Origin of the sequence: Treponema sp. Marseille-Q4132, from assembly GCF_014334835.1 — a bacterium.
Taxonomy (GTDB): Bacteria; Spirochaetota; Spirochaetia; order Treponematales; family Treponemataceae; genus Treponema_D; species Treponema_D paredis.
Window position 1 is genome coordinate 2,621,439 of record NZ_CP060591.1, and the last position, 17,736, is coordinate 2,639,174.

Sequence of the window (17,736 nt, forward strand, 5' to 3'; positions counted from 1 at the left end):
AGAACTCCTTCAATGCACGGCACGGATGCCGTGTCACATCTTAGCACAGCAGCTGCGTATTTTTGCAGAGCAAAAATACGGTAGTGAGGGGTACAGGGATGTACCCCGAACGACCACTGCTCGGATTTGCTTTGATAAGTCGAAAGACGAAAAACGCTTGGCGCGTTTTTCTTTTATAGGAGACGCGAAAAAATCCTGCGCACTGCTCGGATTTGGTTGATGAAGTCTGGAGTTGAAAAACGGCCGAGCCGTTTTTCTTTTATTAACACGCTCGCGATTTCTCCGCACTGCTCGAAATTATTTTTTAAAGTCTGAAGTTGAAAAACGGCTGAGCCGTTTTTCTTTTATAAGAGACGCGAAAAAATCCTGCGCACTGCTCGGATTTTTTCGCTCTTGTCTTAATTCTCTCAATCATATAAAATCGAAAACGTATTTTTGAAAAATCTATTTTAATAATTAAGGATGCCGTATGAACAGCACGCTTGCCGAATTGAAAGCGCGGGGATTTTATTCTCAATGTACCGATATCGATTCTCTTTCTTCCCGCATGGACTCAGGTCCCATTACTTTTTACGTCGGCTGCGATCCGACGGGGCCGAGTCTCCACATCGGGCACATGGTTCCGTTTTTTGCGCTGCGGCATCTGCGTTCTGCGGGAAATGTCGGTATCGCGCTCATCGGCGGCGGAACTGCGCGTATAGGGGATCCGAGCGGCAAAACGGAAATGCGCAAAATGCTTTCGTATGAAGAGCTCGACAAAAACGTCGCGCGCATAGAAAAGCAGCTCGACGCCTTTATCGGTTTTGACGGTAAGACGGCGTTTTCGGACAACAATAAAAATTGGCTTGCGGATTTGAACTATATCGATTTTTTGCGCGATATCGGTTCATGCTTTTCCGTCAATAAAATGCTGTCGTTCGAAGCGTATAAAATGCGCCTTGAGCGGGGGCTTTCGTTCATCGAATTCAATTATCAGCTTTTGCAGAGCTACGACTTTCTTATGCTGCACAAACGGCACGGCTGTATTTTGCAGATCGGAGGCGACGACCAGTGGGGCAATATCACTGCGGGCGTCGATTTGATCCGGAGAAAGCTCGGCGGCACGACGGAAAAAAATATCGAGCATGAATGCTTCGGTTTGACCTTTCCTCTCATCATGCGCGCGGACGGGCAAAAGATGGGCAAGAGCGAACACGGCGCGGTATTCCTCGACGCTTCGCTCACGAGCGTGTACGATTTTTTCCAATATTGGCGGAATGTCGCCGATGCGGACGTGCGGAAATTCCTTTTGCTGTTTACGTTTTTGAGTATCGAAGAAATCGATAAAATCTGCGGCGGTAATATCAACGAAGCGAAGGAGCGGCTCGCATACGAAGCGACCGCCGTAATTCACGGCAAAGCTGAAGCCGACAAAGCGCTTTCGGGCGCAAAGGCCGCATTCGGCGGAGAAGGCGACAAAGCGCATATGCCGACGGCGGAAATCGCAAAGCAGGCGATCGAAGAGGGGGTCGGTGTAGTCGATCTCTTTGCAATCGCACAGCCGGGCACTTCAAAAAGCGACAACCGCCGCCTTATCGAGCAGGGGGGGGCGCAGGTAAACGGCCGCGTCGTAAAAGACGTTCACGCGCTCATCACGATAAAAGAAGCGGATGCGGACGGCGAGTTTATTTTGAAAGCGGGCAAAAAGCGGATCATCCGCGTCATCGTAAAATAAAACGCGCGAGAGCGGAACGTTCAAACACCGCGCGATGTTAAAACAGCGTTAACTGCGCGCCAGTTTGTTTATCTTCAAAATCCGACAAATACGAAAATATTTTATCGGGATTCGTTTCCATGCCGTTTTCTTTACACCGCGTGCGGAATAAATTCATAAGGCACGCATTGTGCGCACTCATAAGGGAATAGCTCTTGCCGTAGCATCGGATATATTTTTCTTTTAAGCCGGGAAAAAATTTATCGAGGTTTTTGTAAAAATATTCGCGGTTTCCGTCTCTCAGCGTTACGCCCATGCCGAAGCAAATCACGCCGATCACTTTTGCTTCGATGCAATAGCGCAAAATGCCTTCGATGTTTTCGGCCGTATCATTGATAAACGGAAGAATCGGCGTGAGCCAAACAACGGTGGGTATACCTGAGTCGCGCAGGGTTTTGAGCGCCGCAAACCGTTCGCTCGTAACGGCGACATTCGGCTCGAGTATTTTGCACAAAGCGTCGTCGTATGTCGTAAGCGTCATCTGCACGACGCATTTTGCTTTGCTGTTTACGGCCTGTAAAAGATCGAGGTCGCGCAGTACCCGCGGCGATTTTGTTATTACGGTAAAACCGAAACCGCGGCGGTATACGGTTTCCATTGCTTTCCGCGTCATACCGATTTTTTCTTCAAGCGGCATATACGGGTCGGTCATAGAACCCGTACCGATCATGCACTTATTGCGTTTCCGGCTCAAAGCGTCTTCGAGCAAATCTATCGCGTTTTCCTTTATTTCTATGTCTTCAAAATCGTGCGCAAACCGATAGCATTTGCTGCGCGAGTCGCAATAAATACACCCGTGCGTACAGCCGCGGTATAAGTTCATGCCGTTTTTAGCCGATAAAATTACTTTTGCTTGAACAAAGTGCACATCAAACCCCTTATTCCCAAAAATCATCGTCGGGTTTAGGTTCCTCTATTCCTCCTTCAACCGAAACATCAATTTGTGTAATTATATTATTGCCGTCAAATATAAATTCCATTATTGTCGCGGCATAAAAAATGTCATAGGGCGGATTAAAATGTTTTACATACATAACTTTATAATAATCGATACAATTATCAAGAGTCCGATCCGGCTTTCCCAATAATGCGTATACATCGTCTATGGGCATCCCGATTTTGATTTTTGAATCGCCGAGCAATTCATTATTGTAAAAAGTTGTACCCGCTCCGAAAATTTTATTTGATTTATACTCTTTATCCAAATTCGGATATTTTTTATTTTCATTATTTTGAACAATCAATACGGTCTTGGTTCTGAAATATTTTAATAAATTTTCGTATGTCCCGTTTTGGGAATTATATGCGTTTTCTCTTTGTTCCTTGAGTTTTTTCATATATTCTTCTTGGGGATCCGAATTTAAATTTTTACTGTTGAAAAAATATGCAAAAGAGCCCCCGAACTCATTTCCGTAATAAATTCTGTCTTTATCTTTTCGCATTATCATAATTTTTAAGATATCTTCGGTTGTTCTCGGCGTACCGATTACTTTTTCCAGAATTTTAGAATAATCATTTGTTACCTTTGCAATAAACACGCCGAAGTTTCCGTCATAGGTTTTATATAGGCCGGAAATTATTTTATCGGTTCCGTTATCTATTTCAACATACAAATCATTCATTAACATTTGAATTTTTTGTTTGTAATCGATTTTATCCAAGGCAAAAATATAAAAGCCCGCCCAGTCGCTGCCGAAATCCGCCGGAACAAGATTTCCGTAATTTGTTTTAAAATCCGTATAGAGGACACTGTTTAATTCCTGCAAATCTATTTCAGGGACGATAAATTCCTTTAGGTAGCCGCCGAAAACCCAACCGCGCAATTCACGATAATTTATGTAATACCAATGAGAAGAAATACCGTCGACACTATCAACCCTTTCCGTTTTTTGTGTTGCATGTGCTATTTGTTCATTTTTTAGGAGACCGACTTTTTCACTGGCCAAATCGGGCGTTTTTCTGACTCTGAGACCTTCACTCGATTGCACGGAAAAATAACAATTGATTTTTTCAGTCGATCCCGTTACGGTTTCCGGCCGATTATCAAGCGGCTTACTGTTTTCAACTAAATTCTCCGCTTTTTTGTTATTACAGTTTACAATGAAACAAATTAAAAAGAACACTGATACATATATTTTATAATTTCGCATCATTGGCATCGGTAATACGGCCTGCTTTTACATCAAGTTTGATGCCGTAATTATACCCGTACAAAGTCATACTGTCTACAACAAATTATACTTTACGAGTCGATAAGCGACAGCGTTAATAATCGATTTATATACAACAAACGTAAACGGCGTTATAATACGCGATGAAAATGAAAAAGATTTTTTTTAGTATAGGTATTGCTTTATTCACCGTTGTGCCGCTGTGCGCGCAAATCGATTTCAAGCAGGAGATGGAAAATCTTGAACATATTATACTACTGTCAAAGATAACATAGAAAATTTTAAAGTCTGTAATTCGTGATATAGTTAAGTTAGTACACAAAACAATATCACATAAGGAATTACAGACATGAATAAATATAACACAAAACTCGAACAGTTGCTATCTTTACTAGAGCGACCTCACGGAAATCAATTTTTGCTCGAGTATTGTTTAAAAAGTTGATAAAGTGCTAAAGTAAGTGTATGAGGTGGGAAACATTAGAAGAAGCACTTGCAGTGCTTGAGACGGAACGGGAATACGACGGGTATTTTTGCAGCGTACAAGACGCGGTTATCATCGTGATTTTGGGAAGCTTGTGCGATTTGCAAAGCGTAAAGAAAATCCACGAGTGGGCAACGACCGAACATGTCAGAACATTTTTGGCAGAAACGTTCGGAATCAAACGAATACCGTGCTATTGGTGGCTGTTAAGCCTGCTTGGAATCATACGGCCGGAATCATTGAATGAGTGTATGAAACAATGGGTAGCTTCGGTTGTACCGGCTCTTGCAGCAAAACTTGAGACGGAAGAGAAAGAACAAAGCGCGAAGAAAAAGAAGCAGCCGTTGACGATAGCCATAGACGGAAAAGCTATCCGCTCAACGGGAAAGATGAAAAAATACGACAGTCCCTTGCATATCATCAGTGCACAGATAGGGGAATTGGGGTTGACGCTTGCCCAAAGAACGGTCGAATCAAAGAGTAATGAGATTCCTGCCGTACCGGAATTGATAAAAGAGCTTGAAATTCAGGGCTGTATGGTGGTCGCGGACGCAATGAACTGTCAAATAGAGACTGCCGAGGCGATAATTGAGGCAAAAGCGGATTATTTGTTAAGTGCGAAGGGCAATCAGGAAGCACTTATGAACGATATCGCGGAGTATGTTCAGGATACAAAGCTGAGAGTGACGATGGACAGCATCACACGAACGGAAAAGGGACATGGGCGGAAGGAAAGGCGCAGTGCGTATACGAGTGCAGATGTTTCATGGCAGCCGGGAGGACGAGTATGGCCGGAACTCAAATGTATTGGAGCAGTGCATACACGATTTGAGACGAGTAAAGGGGTGACGGAAGAATGGCATTATTATATTTCAAGTAAAGCGTTACGAGCGGAAGAGCTGCTCCATCATGCAAGAGAGGAATGGTCGGTGGAATCGATGCATTGGCTGTTGGATGTACATTTTGACGAGGACAGATGCAGGGTGCAGAGTAAGAACGTACAACAGAATCTCAATATGCTGCACAAGTTTGCGCTTAACATAATCCGCATACACAAACGTGAATCACAATCGAAGCTGCCTTTAAACGGGATTATGTTCCGTGCACTTATGAATCCTCAAGCATTATTACCGCTTTTGGGCAAAACTTGATTTCCGTGAGGTCGCTCTAGTAAAGATAGCAACTGTTCGAGTTTTGTGTTATATTTATTCATGTCTGTAATTCTTTATGTGATATTGTTTTGTGTGCTAACTTAACTATATCACGAATTACAGACTTTAAATAGTATCTAATTTATCTTGGACCGTAGTGATTTAAAAATGAGTTTATAAAAAAATGTCCGGCCGTATTGGATCATCCGGGGTAAAATTAATAATTATTAATATTGATCAATAGCGCGGGTATTCCGTTTTGCGTATGTGAGTGCTTTGCCGGTATGTATATCTTCGTACGGTTTCGTGTGCGTATGTGTATACCCCGCGCAGCCTGCCGCGCGCTCATTGTTTGCAGTACATATTGCCTGTGCGGCCGCGTCTATGTGTCGTGCAAACGCTGTGGAAGACGGACTCGTCGTCTGAGAGAATAGGGTTTTTGCGCGGGCTGCGCGGTGTTTTCAAGCTGCATTTGGGGGCAGGGTGCGAGTGCCGGCGGGTGTGTGGGGTAGTGAAAAAAGGTTTGAAAAAAGCGGTAGGAAGTACTTGACACACAAGGGGAAAAAGCGGTAAATTACAAGCTACCCGCGAAAACCGCAGGTGCGCTGTTTGACAGGCAAAGGGAAGGAAAGAAAGCAAGACGCATGCGGAGACACAAAAGTCTCCCGAACTAAACTTAAGCGAGAGCAAAAAGGAAGCGGGGACAAACGAACGAAATTAGACCCGGAGCAATCCGGGAACATAATGATGGAGAGTTTGATCCTGGCTCAGAACGAACGCTGGCGGCGCGTCTTAACCATGCAAGTCGAGCGGCAGGCAGCAATGCCGAGAGCGGCGGACTGGTGAGTAACACGTGGATAACGTACCCCGCTGACCGGGACAGCCTGTAGAAATAGAGGGTGATACCGGATAGATCACTGTTTACGGAAGGTAGACAGCGGGAAAGGAGCTTCGGCTCCGCGACGGGATCGGTCTGCGGCCCATCAGCTAGACGGCGGGGTAATGGCCCGCCGTGGCGAGGACGGGTATCCGGCCTGAGAGGGCGGACGGACACATTGGGACTGAGATACGGCCCAGACTCCTACGGGAGGCAGCAGGTAAGAATATTCCGCAATGGGGGAAACCCTGACGGAGCGACGCCGCGTGAACGAAGAAGGCCGGAAGGTTGTAAAGTTCTTTTCTGTCCGAGGAATAAGTGTTGGAGGAAATGCCGACACGGTGACGGTAGGGCAGGAATAAGCACCGGCTAATTACGTGCCAGCAGCCGCGGTAACACGTAAGGTGCGAGCGTTGTTCGGAATTATTGGGCGTAAAGGGCATGCAGGCGGGTCGCCAAGCTTGGTAAGAAATACCGGGGCTCAACTCCGGAGCTATATTGAGAACTGGCGAGCTAGAGTTGCCGAAGGGTATCCGGAATTCCGTGTGAAGGGGTGAAATCTGTAGATATGCGGAAGAACACCGATGGCGAAGGCAGGATACCGGCGGACGACTGACGCTGAGGTGCGAAGGTGCGGGGAGCAAACAGGATTAGATACCCTGGTAGTCCGCACAGTCAACGATGTACACTGGGCGTGTGCGCAAGAGCGTGCGTGCCGAAGCAAACGCGATAAGTGTACCGCCTGGGGAGTATGCCCGCAAGGGTGAAACTCAAAGGAATTGACGGGGGCCCGCACAAGCGGTGGAGCATGTGGTTTAATTCGATGGTACGCGAGGAACCTTACCTGGGTTTGACATACACAGCGATCATATAGAGATATGTGAGCGTAGCAATACGGCTGTGAACAGGTGCTGCATGGCTGTCGTCAGCTCGTGCCGTGAGGTGTTGGGTTAAGTCCCGCAACGAGCGCAACCCCTACTGCCGGTTACTAACAGGTAGAGCTGAGGACTCAGGCGGAACTGCCTGCGACAAGCAGGAGGAAGGCGGGGACGACGTCAAGTCATCATGGCCCTTATGTCCAGGGCTACACACGTGCTACAATGGCCGCCACAGAGCGGAGCGAAGCCGAGAGGCGGAGCAGAACGCAGAAAAGCGGTCGTAGTCCGGATTGAAGTCTGAAACTCGACTTCATGAAGCTGGAATCGCTAGTAACCGCACATCAGCACGGCGCGGTGAATACGTTCCCGGGCCTTGTACACACCGCCCGTCACACCATCCGAGCAGGGGGTACCCGAAGCCGGCAGTCCAACCGCAAGGGGGACGCTGTCGAAGGTACGCTTTGTGAGGGGGGTGAAGTCGTAACAAGGTAGTCGTACCGGAAGGTGCGGCTGGATCACCTCCTTTTCCAAGGGAAGAGGAGCGCGCAGTGTACGCGCGCAAACCGCATGTGTCAGGCTGTTCGAGCCGTATCGGTTTTTGAACAGTTTTCGCTTTCTTTCTTTCCCTGTGCCGTAAACGGCGAGGGGATATAGCTCAGCTGGCTAGAGCACCGGCTTTGCAAGCCGGGTGTCAGGGGTTCAAATCCCCTTATCTCCATAAATCTTTTATTAATAAATTTAATAAAGATATGCTCTTTGAAAATGCAGGGAAGGGAAGAAGGTTTGAGCGTTTGAGCGGTTGGAAGCTTAAAGCGCGGGAAAGAGAATATGGTCAAGCAAGTATAGGTCTGTGGCGGATGCCTGGGAGCTGTCCGGCGAAGAAGGCCGCGGTAAGCTGCGAAAAGCTGCGGGGAGGAGCAAACATCCAGAGATCCGCAGATAGCCGAATGGGGTAACCCGTATGTCGCAAGGCATACACCGCGCGCGGGAAGAAGATACTGCGGCGGAGCGAGACTGCGTGAAGTGAACCATCTAAGTAACGCGGGAAGAGAAATCAAAAGAGATTGCGCAAGTAGCGGCGAGCGAACGCGCAGGAGCCTAAACCCTTTATAGGGTGTTGCAGGGCCGCACGGGGATGACCCGTGGAGTTAGGAAAAAACCGATTTTTAGCAGAAGCGTCTGGAAAGGCGCGCGAGACAGCGTGAAAGCCGCGTAAGCGAAAAGGATCGGACTCCATGGTGCGGTACCTAAGTAGGGCGGGGCACGAGAAACCCAGTCTGAATCCGGGTCGACCACGATCCAAGGCTAAATACGAGACAGCTACCGACAGTGCAGCAGTACCGTGAGGGAAAGGCGAAAAGAACCCCGGTGAGGGGAGTGAAAGAGAACCTGAAACCACAGATCGACAAGATGTCACGGCTCGCAAGAGTTGTGGCGTGTCTTTTGTAGAATAAACCTGCGAGTTGCGTTGCGCGGCGAGGCTAAGGGTTGGAAGATCCGGAGCCGGAGCGAAAGCGAGTGTGAAAAGTGCGAAAAGTCGCGTGACGCAGACCCGAAGCCAAGGTGATCTAATTATGGGCAGGCTGAAGGCAGGGTGAAACCTGTTGGAGGGCCGAACAGTAATCTGTTAAAAAAGGTAGTGATGACCTGTGATTAGGAGTGAAAGGCTAAACAAACCTGGAAATAGCTGGCTCTCCCCGAAATGCCTTTAGGGACAGCCTCATGCAAAGCGGAAGGAGGTAAAGCACCGGATGGGATAGGGGGCGTCACAGTCTACCGACACCAATCGAACTCAGAATGCCATCCGCCAACGCATGGGAGTGAGACTGTGTGCTCCAAGGTTCATAGTCGAGAGGGAAACAGCCCGGACCGTCGGCAAAGGTCCCAAAATAACGCTCAGTGTGAAATGAGGTGCGTCTACACAGACAGCCAGGAGGTTGGCTTAGAAGCAGCCATTCCTTAAAAGAGTGCGTAACAGCTCACTGGTCGAGCAGGCGTGCGCAGACAATGTAACGGGGCTAAGCGTTATACCGAAGCCGCGGGTCCGCATTGTAAGATGCGGGCGGTAGGGGAGCATTGCGCTAACCGGAGAAGGCGTACCTGTGAGGGGCGCTGGAGGAAGCGGAAGAGAGAATGCAGGCACAAGTAACGAAAAGACGGGTGAGATTCCCGTCCGCCGAAAGCCTGAGGATTCCCGGGTAAAGGCAATCTGCCCGGGGTAAGTCGGCCCCTAAGGCGAGGACGAAAGTCGTAGTCGATGGGAAATCGGTTCAAAATCCGATACCCGGCTCAGTTTTGAAGGCAGGACGCATGAGGTGAAATCCGGCAGGAGAACGGTAGTTCCTGTCCAAGCAGTGAGGTGTTGAGAGGGCGGATAAAAGAGCTCTTGAGCTGAGCTGTTACGGGGAGCGGAGCGCAGGCGAAGCGAAGCGGACGTAATCAAGGTGCCGGGAAATACTGTCTAAAGTTAGGCTGAGTCGGACCGTACCGGAAACGGACACACGCAGGCAGGATGAGTAATCTAAGGCGCACGAGCGACCCCGCGTTAAGGAACTCGGCAAAAAGCACACGTAACTTCGGAAGAAGTGTGGCTCACGCTGATAAGGATGTGAGCGGCAGAAAGCAGGCCCAGGCGACTGTTTATCAAAAACACAGCCATCTGCGAACCAGTAATGGGACGTATAGGTGGTGACACCTGCCCGGTACCGGAAGGTTAAGGGGAGGGGTTAGCAGCAATGCGAAGCTCCGAACCGAAGCCCCGGCAAACGGCGGCCGTAACTATAACGGTCCTAAGGTAGCGAAATTCCTTGTCGGGTAAGTTCCGACCCGCACGAATGGTGTAACGATTCTGGGCGCTGTCTCAACGCGGGACTCGGTGAAACTTATATTCCGGTAAAGAAGCCGGATACCCGTAATTAGACGGAAAGACCCCGTGAACCTTCACCGCAGCTTATCACTGGGATTCTATCCGCCATGTGTAGGATAGCCGGGAGGCTATGAAGCGTGCGCGTTAGCGTGCGTGGAGCCGTTGGTGAAATACCGGCCCTGGCGGATGGGATTTCTAACTCCGGTCCGTGAAGCCGGATGGGGGACAGTGATTGGCGGGCGGTTTGACTGGGGCGGTCGCCTCCTAAAGGGTAACGGAGGCGCGCGAAGGTCTCCTCGCGGTGGTTGGAAATCATCGTACGAGTTTAAAGGCACAAGGTGGCTTGACTGCGAGTGAGACATCACGAGCAGGTGCGAAAGCAGGCCTTAGTGATCTGGCGGTTGCAAGTGGAAGCGCCGTCACTTAACGGACAAAAGGTACTCCGGGGATAACAGGCTGATTTTCCCCAAGAGTTCACATCGACGGGAAAGTTTGGCACCTCGATGTCGGCTCATCGCATCCTGGGGCTGGAGCAGGTCCCAAGGGTTTGGCTGTTCGCCAATTAAAGCGGTACGTGAGCTGGGTTCAGAACGTCGCGAGACAGTTCGGTCCCTATCTGTTACGGGCGGAGGATGTTTGAGAGGAGCTGCTTTTAGTACGAGAGGACCGAAGCGGACGAACCTCTGGTATACCGGTTATCCTGCCAAGGGTAAGTGCCGGGTGGCTACGTTCGGAAGGGATAACCGCTGAAAGCATCTAAGCGGGAAGCCCGCCTCAAGATGAGACATCCCTGAGGGTATAACCCTCCTAAAGACCCCGGAGACACTATCCGGTTGATAGGCTGCAGGTGCAGGCACGGCGACGTGCACAGCCGAGCAGTACTAATAGGTCGTGAGGCTTGACCATATTATCGTTCCCGTGCCTATGCGCGAAACACTATACTTACGAGCACATAAAAGCTCGTGTGAAACGACGGCAGGTGATTGAAGGCGTAAAATGTTTTGAGATGCCTGCCCCTTCTTCCTTTTTCTTTTTGTACGGCAATTATTGCCCGGTGGCCATGGCGGGGAGGAAATACCCGTTCCCATTCCGAACACGGAAGTCAAGCTCCCTTGCGCCGATGATACTGCTTATCTAGCGGGAAAGTAGGTAGCTGCCGGGCTCTTTTTTTTACAAACCAACTGCTCAAAATTAATAATCCTGTTACTCGGTATATGCAGGATAAAATTTTCGCTGTTCTCAAATTATTATTAATTTCCATAACTTGTGTTTGAAGCGTTATTTGCAGTTTTCCCATATCGTTTATTAAAACTATCCATGCTAATTTTTAATAATCGATTAGGATATGAGGAAGCGATATCATTCAAAAATTGCACCGAATGATTCCGGCAGTTCTATGCGCACGGTTTTTTCTTTTCCCGAAAGCGGAAAAGAAAGCTGCGATGCGCACAAGAGCAGCCGTTTTCCGCGGCAGTATTTTTTTAATAATTTATTTTTTGCAAAGTTTCCGTGTTTGTCGTCGAATGCAATGGGACATCCTTTTTTTGCCAAGTGGATGCGTATTTGATGCATGCGCCCCGTTTCGAGCGTCAGATGGACGAGAGAAAGCGAAAGTTTTTCTCCTCCGCAGTCGATTTCGAAAACTTCGTTTACCGTATATTGCGTAACAGCCCGTTTTCTCTCTCCGTGCTGCACGACATCATCCGTTATCACGCCCTTTCGTTCCGAAAAAGTTCCGATGCACATTGCATCGTATTCTTTTTTTACCGCGCGGGAGGCGACGAGCTTTGACCACTTGGCGGCAGCGGTCTTTGTTTTTGCCGCGATCATAAGACCCGACGTATCTTTATCGAGGCGATGTACGAGAAAAATTTCGTGGCCGGTCTGTTTGGGAAGCTCTTTGTCGAGAGGATGAGTGACACCTTCGCCGCCCTGTACCGAAACGCCTGCGGGTTTGTTTATAATGATGATCTCTTCATTTTCGTATACAATGGGGATCGCATTCATTTCGATAACTATAGACGAGGTGCCGTAAAATGACAAGAAGCTTTGTGCGTTTTTTTTCCGCAGTCTGCGTATTTTTTATCCTCTTGTGTATCGAAAGCCCCCTTGCTTCGGAAACTGTCGTCGATAACGAATACGGCTGGTCGCTCGATATGCCTGAAGGTTTCAAACTTTCGGACGCGACGGAAGACGGCACGTCCTATCTCTTTTCATACGCGAACATTCCGGTCGTCACTGCGATAAAGCTTTATAAAAACGGTACTTATGAATCGAGCGGCCAGGCCTTCGACGGCGCCGTCGGAAAATTGCCGGGCGGAAAGGGAGAAAAAGAATCGTTCGAATGGAGAAGTGCGGATTCTTCGCTCGGAACCTTTTCAATGAAGCTCGGCGGCGTCCGCTATAAGGGCTGGGCGCTTGCGGTCGAACTCCCGTTAAACGGCGCGCACATCGTAGTTTTGTGCTATGCGAATGAGCGGAGCGAAAAAAACTGCGAACCTTTTATCTTATCGATTTTAAATTCTCTCGCCGTTGACCGCGGAAGCTATAGGGAAGAAGGCATCGTCGCGCGCTATGCGTATCCCGCAGCCGAACGGAAAGACATAGAGCTTTCGATCAACGGACGAACGATTCGCACGAGCATCGGTGCGGAAGACGAACAGGCATCCGACTTCGTCATCGATATGGAATTCGCGGTTTTAAAAATGTACGCGGCAAGTCCGCTGTGGAAAGAAGCATGGCAGCGCTATTACCGCGCGATTTTCCGCGACGGCTTCGGCCGCTTAAAGCGGACAGCCTTCGATGTGCAAAGCGCGCTTCAAGAAGATGCTGCGTCCGTAAATCCCGAACACCCCGATACCGCTTTCGCATCGCTCCTTTTGACTTGGGTGCAGGGGTTTCGCTATGAGCGTAAAATAAATGCCGCGGATTTTACATCTCTTCCCGCCGCCCTCACCGGAAGCGGATCGGACTGCGACACGCGAAGTCTTTTGCTCTGCACTCTTCTTGAAAACGCGGGAACGAAGTGCGCGCTTTTCGTATCGCGCGATTACAGTCACGCCCTTTTCGGCGCTCTCGTTCCGTCCGTATCTCCGAAAGAAAATGCGCGTATGAGCTCGGGCGGAAAAGATTTTTTACTCGGAGAGACGACGGCTCACGTGTCCCTCGGTTTGATCGCTTCGGATTTCAGCGATACGAAAAAATGGATCGCGGTGGAACTGCCGTAAATACCTGCCGTACCGAACACGCTTATCATCGATCACGCTTACGCTTCGATTAATAATTTGTATACGTCGTCGGTCGTCGCGGCGTTTAAAAGGCCGTCGCGGAGCTCCTTTTTTTTGAGTTTTGCGGAAAAATACGAAAGCGTCTGCAAATAATACGAATGCTGGTTGTAAGCTGCGGCGATCATAAACAAAAGGGATACGGGCATATCGTCGATGGGGTGAAAATCGGTGACGGGCGTTTTGCACACGCCGACCGCCATGACCAAATCGGTGACCGATGAAAGGCGTACGTGCGGGATCGCGATGCCTCGTCCGATTGCCGTGGACATAAGCTCTTCCCGCTTTAAGATTTCGGAGACGAGTTCGTCGGAACGTTTTACCTGAGGCGCGCTCGAAAGCGTATTTGCAAGTTCGACGAGAGCGTCGTGCCTTGAAGTTTGCGAGATAAAGATAACGCGGTTCGGTGCGAGGATATTTTTTACCTGCATGACATCGTCTTTTATGCGCTTATCCGAAGAAGAGAGTCGATCATTGACCCATTTTTCGACTTCCGATTTTTTAAATCGCCATACGGTTCCGATTTTTCCTGCGGGGATTTCGCCGCGCTGCGCCCAATCGTAAACGGTGCGGTCCGAAACGCGGAGATAATTTGCAACTTCTTCGATTGTGAGGATCGTGTCTTCCATAATTGGATAATTTTGTACTATTTGCGATATCTTGTCAATATTTGCATTGTTTTCATAAAAACGGTATTGTTTTGCATTCGATCGGCGCCGAAATCGCAGATTTCAGAGACTGCCGCCGTTCGATGCAAGTTCGTGCAAACTGTCGTAGGGATACAGTACGCCGAGCGTCGTTTTGACGCTGCGCTTCCAGTCGGGGCCGAATACGACGGGCGTTTCATCCGGTGCGAATTCGCTGAGTACTTGCCGGCACGCGCCGCAGGGACCGACCGGATAATCGGATGCGGGCGTTGCGATCGCGATCGCGATAAAAGTACGTATGCCTTGTGAGGCGGCGGTAAAAATCGCGCTCCGCTCGGCGCAGTTCGTAAGCCCGAAAGATCGGTTTTCGATATTTGCTCCGGTGATGATTTTTCCGTCTTCCGTGAGCAGGGCGGCTCCGACGGGAAAATGCGAATAGGGAATGTATGCATGCTTTGAAGCTTCGAGCGCTTTTTCAAAGAGCAGCTGCAATTGTTCGTCGGTTATTGTCATAAAACCTCCATAAGATTCCGCATCAAGTCATTGACTTGTTTTCCGTATTACTATAGCATATTTTCCATCATGAAACATAAAAAAGGTGCCGCTTTTTATGTCTTTTTGGGCATCGTATTCAGCATCGTATATATTATTTTAGCTGCCGAACCTCTTGCAAAAGAGCATCAGTTTATACCGCAATGGAAACTCGATGTGAACGCGCAAATACAAAAGGCTGATGCCTCGGGCGAAAAGCCGCTGTATTTCAAACTCGGACAGACGATGGGGTATTTTACCGAAAGCGGCAAACTTTTATCGGTCGAAACATTTCCGTTTAAAGCTGCGATTTCGGAACGATATTATGCTCCGTACAATACTTACGGTTCGTCGATCGAATTTTTTACGCCCGACGGAGAAAAGGCCGGCACGCTAACCGAAAGCGGTTTTCCGCTCTTCGATAAAGACCGCATCTTCGTTTTTTTGGCAGGGGGCGCTTCGTTCGTCGAGTGCGATTCCGACGGAAAACGCAAATGGGAATACAACGGCACGGTTCCGATCACCGCTTTCGATTCGTCGCCTTCCGGCTGCGTTGCGGGATTTGCCGACGGGACGGTGAGACAATTTTCTTCTGACGGGACGGTGATTCAAAAATTCTCGCCCGGCGGAAGCGACTACCAAGTGATCCTCGGCGCCGCTCTTTCTTCCGACGGTTCTATGATCGCGTTGGTTGCCGGACAAAACCGGCAGCGTTTCGTGTTGATGAAAAAATACGATGCGCAAACGAAGATCGTATTTCACGAATACATCGCGCAAAGCGACCCTCGTCAGCGTCTCGTCGAGTTCAGCAAAGACGGATCTACCGTGTGGTACAATTATAAAGACACGCTCGGCATCGTCGATACGAAGAGCGGCAAAGCATCTCATCTTCCGATCCGAGGACAGGCGATTTCGCTTGAAGAGTGCGGCGATCTCGTGTTCGTGCTTACAAAAGACGATACTCAGTATACGGTATATGCGATCGAAAAATTCGATACGATGAACGGTTCGTTTTCGTTTGAAGCGCAATCCGCATTTATCCGTACGGACGGTGAAAACCTCTTTGTCGGAAAAGATTCGACGATCTCTCGAATGACGATTATAAAAAATTAACGGGAAAACTATGAAACGAAAATCGATATGTACCGTACCGCTGCTCGCACTGTTGCTCCTTGCAGCTTTGCCGCTTACTGCGTTCGACTGGCCGCAGGATGAAGTGATGTCGGATACGTTTTATTCGTATTTCGGTCAGCTCCGCGGCGGCATAATCAGCACGTCTCTCATCTTTGCCGATACGTCGGATATAAAAGCCGCCGATAACGGATATGTCGTTGCGATCATAAACGAATACGAAGACGATTCCGTGTTTTTTCCGTCGGCGCTCGGAAACGCCGTCATACTCGCGCACGGAGACGATCTCATGACGGTGTACGGAAATATCGACAAAGAAACGATTCCCGCTTCTCTCTACGACTCGGAAAAAGCGGAGACGGGAACGGTCTTCGGTTCGAGCGGAAACGCCGGCTGGCAGCAGGGGCGTTCGAGCCTCGAATTTCAAACGATCGATACGGCAAACGGAAATGCGGTAAATCCGAGAGTTCTCATGCCGAGAGTCGGTAAAGAACTCGCGCTTTCGCTTTCAGGTATCACGCTTGAGGGTAAGGGAGTGCGCTACGATTTGCTTGTTCAGCGAACGCTGCCTGCAGGCTCGTATCGAGTTTACCGTCAGCGGCAAAGCGTCGCCATTCCGTATAAGACGCGCGTCGTCGTAAACGGAATAGTTGCCGATGAAATCTCGTATGACCAGCTTATCCAAAACGGAAGTGTCGTCTACGTCGTCGGGCGGAAAAATTATCCGAAAGAAGCGCTTTATCCCGATGCGCGTCTGCAGCTTTTAGGAGAAGCGACGCTCACGCCGGGAAAAAACACGCTCGGTATCGCCCTCACCGATATATTGGGGGATGTGACGGCGACATCGTATTCTCTGACGATTTATTAAAATTAAAATAATTTATTAATAAATTTAAAAAGGCATCGAAAAACAGAAATCTTTCGATGCCTTCGATGTTAAAACACCGCGACGACTTCGCCGTTCGGATAATGTTCGGCTATGTAATCTTTTACCTTTTGGCTCGTCATTGCTTTGACAAGAGCTTTGATGCGTTCGTCGTTTTGAACGCCGTCTTTGACGCAGAGTATGTTGACATAGGGCGAATCCGCGCCTTCGACGAGGAGTCCGTCTTTTGAAGCGGTGAGGCCTGCGGGAAGCGCGTAATTTCCGTTGATAACCGCGGCGTCGACGTCGTCGAGCGTGCGGGGAAGGGATGCCGCTTCGATTTCGCGGAATTTGAGATTCAAACGGTTTTCGGTGATGTCGGCGGGAACTGCGGTGAGGCCGGCTTTATCGTCGAGTTTGATCAAACCATTCGACTGCAGCAAAAGCAGCGCACGGCCTTCGTTTGTCGGATCGTTCGGGATCGCGATCACCGATCCGCTTTTGAGATCATCGGTACTCTTTATTTTGTGCGAATACAATGCGAGCGGTTCGATGTGAATGCCCGCAACGCTTACGAGATGGAAGCCGCGTTCTTTGTTAAAGGATTCCATGTAGGGAAGATGCTGAAAATAATTCGCATCGATCTGTCCCGATTCGACCGCTTCGTTCGGCACGACGTAATCGGTGAATTCCTGCACTTTCAGCGTAATGCCTTCTTTTGCAAGATCGTCGACGAGCAGATTGAGGATCGCCGCGTGCGGTTCGGGCGTTGCGCCGACCGTCAGCACTTTCGTTTCCGATTTTTTCGAGCAGCCGACCGATACCGCGGCGGCCGCTGCAATCGCTAAAATACTCTTTTTCATGATAGTATCTCCTGATATTGTCTATAAAGAAACGCTTCAGCGTTTTTTGTTTCCGAACTTTAGTGACGCCGATATTTCAGACGTCGCTTTTTATTATGTCCATTAATAAAAAAATCGGGAAACTTCCGTCGGGAAATTTCCCCCTAACCGTATGTAAATAAAGCGCCCCGGAATGCCGGCGATGCCGATAGCGGCGACTATATATAGTATTTCCTACTTTGTCAATAGGTTAAAT

11 protein-coding genes, 1 tRNA gene and 3 rRNA genes are annotated in these 17,736 nt (G+C 49.0%); 9 read left to right on the plus strand and 6 right to left on the minus strand.

Going from position 1 to position 17,736, the window contains the following annotated elements; all coding sequences use genetic code 11:
* Window positions 1-469: 469 nt before the first annotated feature.
* Window positions 470-1,714, plus strand: coding sequence for a tyrosine--tRNA ligase (gene tyrS / locus H9I35_RS11900; RefSeq protein ID WP_187419563.1), 1,245 nt, complete (start codon window positions 470-472; stop codon window positions 1,712-1,714).
* A 37-nt stretch (window positions 1,715-1,751) separates the two neighbouring features.
* Here tyrS and H9I35_RS11905 read toward each other — a convergent pair whose 3' ends face one another.
* Both H9I35_RS11905 and H9I35_RS11910 read right to left on the minus strand, forming a co-directional pair.
* Entirely contained in the window at window positions 1,752-2,621 is an 870-nt protein-coding gene (locus tag H9I35_RS11905) for an SPL family radical SAM protein (protein WP_187419564.1), read from the minus strand.
* 10 nt (window positions 2,622-2,631) lie between these two features.
* Window positions 2,632-3,906, minus strand: a complete 1,275-nt coding sequence (locus H9I35_RS11910; RefSeq protein WP_187419565.1) for an SH3 domain-containing protein — start codon at window positions 3,904-3,906, stop codon at window positions 2,632-2,634.
* A gap of 483 nt (window positions 3,907-4,389) precedes the next feature.
* On the opposite strand from H9I35_RS11910, the gene H9I35_RS11915 reads away from it, so the two are divergent.
* From H9I35_RS11915 to rrf, 5 genes are all read left to right on the plus strand, one after another.
* Complete coding sequence (locus H9I35_RS11915) at window positions 4,390-5,559, plus strand: ISAs1 family transposase (RefSeq protein WP_187418599.1); 1,170 nt, start codon at window positions 4,390-4,392, stop codon at window positions 5,557-5,559.
* Between the two features lie 744 nt (window positions 5,560-6,303).
* Window positions 6,304-7,840: ribosomal RNA gene (locus tag H9I35_RS11920) — 16S ribosomal RNA — on the plus strand.
* A gap of 118 nt (window positions 7,841-7,958) precedes the next feature.
* Window positions 7,959-8,032: transfer RNA gene (locus H9I35_RS11925), tRNA-Ala, on the plus strand.
* A gap of 112 nt (window positions 8,033-8,144) precedes the next feature.
* Window positions 8,145-11,086: ribosomal RNA gene (locus H9I35_RS11930) — 23S ribosomal RNA — on the plus strand.
* A gap of 144 nt (window positions 11,087-11,230) precedes the next feature.
* Window positions 11,231-11,342, plus strand: a 5S ribosomal RNA gene (rrf, locus tag H9I35_RS11935).
* Together the 16S, 23S and 5S rRNA genes with 1 tRNA gene alongside form the textbook arrangement of a ribosomal RNA operon.
* A 197-nt stretch (window positions 11,343-11,539) precedes the next feature.
* On the opposite strand, the gene H9I35_RS11940 is transcribed toward rrf, so the two are convergent.
* Entirely contained in the window at window positions 11,540-12,187 is a 648-nt protein-coding gene (locus tag H9I35_RS11940) for an RluA family pseudouridine synthase (protein WP_187419566.1), read from the minus strand.
* 29 nt (window positions 12,188-12,216) lie between these two features.
* Here H9I35_RS11940 and H9I35_RS11945 point away from each other — a divergent pair, with 29 nt between their 5' ends.
* Entirely contained in the window at window positions 12,217-13,407 is a 1,191-nt protein-coding gene (locus H9I35_RS11945) for a hypothetical protein (RefSeq protein ID WP_187419567.1), read from the plus strand.
* A 38-nt stretch (window positions 13,408-13,445) separates the two neighbouring features.
* Here the strand turns inward: H9I35_RS11945 and H9I35_RS11950 are convergent, their stop codons facing one another.
* Together H9I35_RS11950 and H9I35_RS11955 are read right to left on the minus strand one after the other, a co-directional pair.
* Entirely contained in the window at window positions 13,446-14,093 is a 648-nt protein-coding gene (locus H9I35_RS11950) for a PTS sugar transporter subunit IIA (protein WP_187419568.1), read from the minus strand.
* Between the two features lie 102 nt (window positions 14,094-14,195).
* Complete coding sequence (locus H9I35_RS11955; RefSeq protein WP_187419569.1) at window positions 14,196-14,624, minus strand: cytidine deaminase; 429 nt, start codon at window positions 14,622-14,624, stop codon at window positions 14,196-14,198.
* A gap of 69 nt (window positions 14,625-14,693) precedes the next feature.
* Between H9I35_RS11955 and H9I35_RS11960 the strand changes: the two genes are divergently transcribed.
* The gene (locus tag H9I35_RS11960) at window positions 14,694-15,755 is read left to right on the plus strand and encodes a WD40 repeat domain-containing protein (RefSeq protein WP_187419570.1); all 1,062 of its coding nucleotides are present in this window, start codon (window positions 14,694-14,696) and stop codon (window positions 15,753-15,755) included.
* Between the two features lie 10 nt (window positions 15,756-15,765).
* Window positions 15,766-16,641: a M23 family metallopeptidase gene (locus tag H9I35_RS11965; protein ID WP_187419571.1), complete on the plus strand. Its 876-nt coding sequence runs from the start codon at window positions 15,766-15,768 to the stop codon at window positions 16,639-16,641.
* Window positions 16,642-16,709: 68 nt separating this feature from the next.
* On the opposite strand, the gene H9I35_RS11970 is transcribed toward H9I35_RS11965, so the two are convergent.
* A complete protein-coding gene (locus H9I35_RS11970) occupies window positions 16,710-17,501 on the minus strand; it encodes a MetQ/NlpA family ABC transporter substrate-binding protein (protein ID WP_187419572.1) in 792 nt (263 codons plus the stop codon).
* Window positions 17,502-17,736: the final 235 nt, after the last annotated feature.

Excerpts from the sequence above, each read along its gene's own strand:
- tyrS (WP_187419563.1), top strand. The coding sequence starts at position 470 with ATGAACAGCACGCTTGCCGAATTGAAAGCGCGGGGATTTTATTCTCAA.
- H9I35_RS11910 (WP_187419565.1), bottom strand. The coding sequence starts at position 3,906 with ATGATGCGAAATTATAAAATATATGTATCAGTGTTCTTTTTAATTTGT.
- H9I35_RS11915 (WP_187418599.1), top strand. The coding sequence starts at position 4,390 with ATGAGGTGGGAAACATTAGAAGAAGCACTTGCAGTGCTTGAGACGGAA.
- H9I35_RS11940 (WP_187419566.1), bottom strand. The coding sequence starts at position 12,187 with ATGAATGCGATCCCCATTGTATACGAAAATGAAGAGATCATCATTATA.
- H9I35_RS11945 (WP_187419567.1), top strand. The coding sequence starts at position 12,217 with ATGACAAGAAGCTTTGTGCGTTTTTTTTCCGCAGTCTGCGTATTTTTT.
- H9I35_RS11950 (WP_187419568.1), bottom strand. The coding sequence starts at position 14,093 with ATGGAAGACACGATCCTCACAATCGAAGAAGTTGCAAATTATCTCCGC.
- H9I35_RS11955 (WP_187419569.1), bottom strand. The coding sequence starts at position 14,624 with ATGACAATAACCGACGAACAATTGCAGCTGCTCTTTGAAAAAGCGCTC.
- H9I35_RS11960 (WP_187419570.1), top strand. The coding sequence starts at position 14,694 with ATGAAACATAAAAAAGGTGCCGCTTTTTATGTCTTTTTGGGCATCGTA.
- H9I35_RS11965 (WP_187419571.1), top strand. The coding sequence starts at position 15,766 with ATGAAACGAAAATCGATATGTACCGTACCGCTGCTCGCACTGTTGCTC.
- H9I35_RS11970 (WP_187419572.1), bottom strand. The coding sequence starts at position 17,501 with ATGAAAAAGAGTATTTTAGCGATTGCAGCGGCCGCCGCGGTATCGGTC.